This is a genomic window from Succinimonas sp., assembly GCF_045225735.1.
Classification (GTDB): Bacteria; Pseudomonadota; Gammaproteobacteria; order Enterobacterales; family Succinivibrionaceae; genus Succinimonas.
Map to the genome: position 1 here is coordinate 1 of NZ_JBGVBR010000160.1, position 2,104 is coordinate 2,104.

Annotated in this window: 2 protein-coding genes; one reads left to right on the forward strand and one right to left on the reverse strand. The window is 54.0% G+C overall.

Features of this window, described 5'->3' with window-relative positions:
• Positions 1-499: hypothetical protein (locus ACJROR_RS05720; RefSeq protein WP_406546246.1), on the reverse strand; the 499-nt coding region annotated here is incomplete at its 3' end.
• Between the two features lie 325 nt (positions 500-824).
• Here ACJROR_RS05720 and ACJROR_RS05725 point away from each other — a divergent pair.
• Positions 825-2,104, forward strand: a 1,280-nt coding sequence (locus ACJROR_RS05725; protein ID WP_406546247.1) for a DNA repair protein RecN, incomplete at its 3' end; no start/stop codon positions are given.

The following is a 2,104-nucleotide window of genomic DNA, read 5'->3' on the forward strand; positions in this document are numbered from 1 at the left end:
CAAGCCGGTCAAACTCCGCAATGAATGCCCGGCCTTCTTCCGAGTCCAGAAAGCTGTCATAGGTGTCCCTGACTTCCTGGTATACCCTCTTCGCAGCAGCCAGCCTTTCCTCCCGGGAGGCGCCTTTTACCATCAGGTTAAGACTCCGGCCCACCCGCCTGTCCCAGATCGGCATGTCCTTGTTGACCGAGGCCAGAAGCTTGCTGGCGAAGGATGTCTCCACATTCCCGGTGGCTTCGTACAGAGAAGTGACCACCTCATCAAAAGACGGTAACGGATTGCTGTTCCGGACTTTCTCGAAGAGATCATAAAATTTCTTCCGCCAGACTTCATTTCTGCGCACCTTGTAGAAGCCGTTGAAAATCCGCTGAAATTCCGGATCGCAGGATACATCGCTCTTCTGAACGGCATCCATGATGCGCATGTACTTCTCAAGACCAAAATTGTCGCGGCGGGCTGCCAGAACTTTTCTTAAATCTCCGGTATCGATCTTAATCATGGGGAATTTCCTCTGCTATGTCATTGTTGTTTTCTGCTGCTAATTGTATTATATTTATAGTCGTGTTGTCAAGTTAAAATATATGCACTTTGCATATTTTTGATTCTTATTATGAAGAATCTGCGGGCTTAAGGAATTCAGCAGGGTTCCGGCCCGGGAAAACATGAAGAATCACCTGCGGCGCAAGGCCGGGAAAGTGTCGCGGAAGCAGTCGGCTCCTAGATCCCGAATGCGGTTTCTGTCACATTTTCTCCCTGATTTGCTACAATACGCCCTCGCGGATGCCGGAGACTTCCCGGCCCGGAAATTTAGCTGGAAAATCGTTATGCTGGAATCTCTTGTTATTGAAAATTACGCCATCGCCCGCAAGGTCTCCCTGGGCCTGCAGCGGGGCATGAGCGCCATCACCGGCGAAACCGGAGCCGGAAAATCCATCGCCATTGATGCTCTCAATCTTGTGCTCGGAGGCCGGGCCGATGCCCGGGCCATTAGACCGGGAGCCTCCAGCGCCAGCATCTGCGCCACGTTTTCCTTAGGGGATGCGCCCCGGGCTCTTGCCTTTCTCCGGGATAACTCCCTTCTGCAGGAGGAACAGGATCTCTGCATTATCAGAAGATCCATCGCCGCCGCCGGCCATTCCCGGAACTTTATCAATGACTATGCTGTCAGCGTGAAGATGCTGAAGGAGCTGGCCCCCTTCCTGTTGAACATTCACGGGCAGAATGACGGCCAGCAGATGCTGAAATCAGACCGCCAGATGGCGTTTCTGGATGCCTTCTCCGGTCTGGGCCCGGATGTCAGCGAGGTAGGCTCCCTTTATCATACGTTTAAGGACGGCAAAAACCGCCTTATCGATCTGGCCCGGCAGCAGGATGAAAACCTGGCCGAATACAAGCTTACCCACTATCAGATCGCGGAACTGGAAAAGTTCAACCCGGCGGAAAACGAGTTCACCGAGATCTCCAACGAATATGACCGGCTCAGCAATGTCAAGGTTATCGGGGACGGAGCTCAGGCAGCCCTGTCCTCTCTGAACGACGACGATGACGGCATAGTTTCCCGGATGGGCACTCTTTCCGCTCAGCTGGAAGGTCTGGCCGCCATCGATAAATCCCTGCGGCCCCTGTACGACAGTCTGGAATCCGCCCGGCTGACCATTGAGGATGTCTCCGAGCAGCTTTCAGACTACAGCGGCTCCCTGGAAATGGATCCGGCCCGCATCAGCGTGATCAATGACCGGCTGGCTCAGTATGCCGACTATGCCCGAAAGTACGGCGTAAAGCCCGAGGAACTCACCGGGGTACTGAAATCCCTGCATGAAAAGGCCGAGGGCTTTTCCTCCATCAAGGAGCAGATCGAGGAATGCAAGGCCGCGGTGATCCAGGCAAAGGAAAACTTTCTCCAAAAATCCCGGGAGCTCAGTCAGAAGCGCCGGGAAAAGGCCCCGTTATTTGCCGGGGAGGTGACCAGAATGCTCCGGGAGCTTTCCATGCCGGATGCGGAATTTCAGGTTGCGTTCCGGGAGGGAGAAAACATTTCCGAAAACGGCATTGACGTTATTGACTTCATGTTTTCCGCCAACAAGGGACTGGCCCCCGGTCTTAT